The organism is Pseudomonas sp. TWP3-1 (assembly GCF_049896625.1).
Taxonomy (GTDB): domain Bacteria; phylum Pseudomonadota; class Gammaproteobacteria; order Pseudomonadales; family Pseudomonadaceae; genus Aquipseudomonas.
In genome coordinates, this window is sequence record NZ_JAFCUQ010000051.1 from 1 (window position 1) to 565 (window position 565).

Consider the following 565-nt stretch of genomic DNA (forward strand, 5'->3'; position numbering starts at 1 on the left):
CCGGCGTGCACACCGGCCTCGCGGCGGGCGATACATTCAATGGTATCGAGGCGTTTCGCGGCACTGGCTACACCGACAACTTTGTCGCCGATGCCTCGGCCAACTCGTTTGATGGCGCCAGTGGCTATGACAGCCTGAGTTATGCCACCTCGGAGCAGGCGATCAATCTGACGCTTACAGGCGTCAACGGCAGCGGTCTGGGCGGCGATGCTCAGGGCGATACATTCAGCAACCTGGAATCAGTTACCGGCACAGCGTTCGATGACGTGTTCACTTTGAACTCCGGCAACACCAGCGTTAGCGGTGGCGCCGGCAACGATGTCTACATCATCAACGGTCCCTGGATGGGCGGCATTGGTGAAGCTGCGGGCGGCGGCTTCGACGAAATTCGTACCAACCAGCTCAATATAACCATGAGCGGCGGAGTCGAGCGCCTGACCTACACCGGCACCGGCAACTTCACCGGTCGCGGCAGCGCCAGCGACGACATCATCGTCGGCGGCAGCGGCAACGACATACTGATCGGTGGCGTGGGCGCCGACACGCTGATCGGCGGCGCAGGTTT

Annotated in this window: 1 protein-coding gene; it reads left to right on the top strand. The window is 61.8% G+C overall.

What is annotated here, in order from left to right:
* Window positions 1–565, top strand: a 565-nt coding sequence (locus tag ACP7BN_RS27690) for a calcium-binding protein (protein ID WP_426206980.1), incomplete at both ends; no start/stop codon positions are given.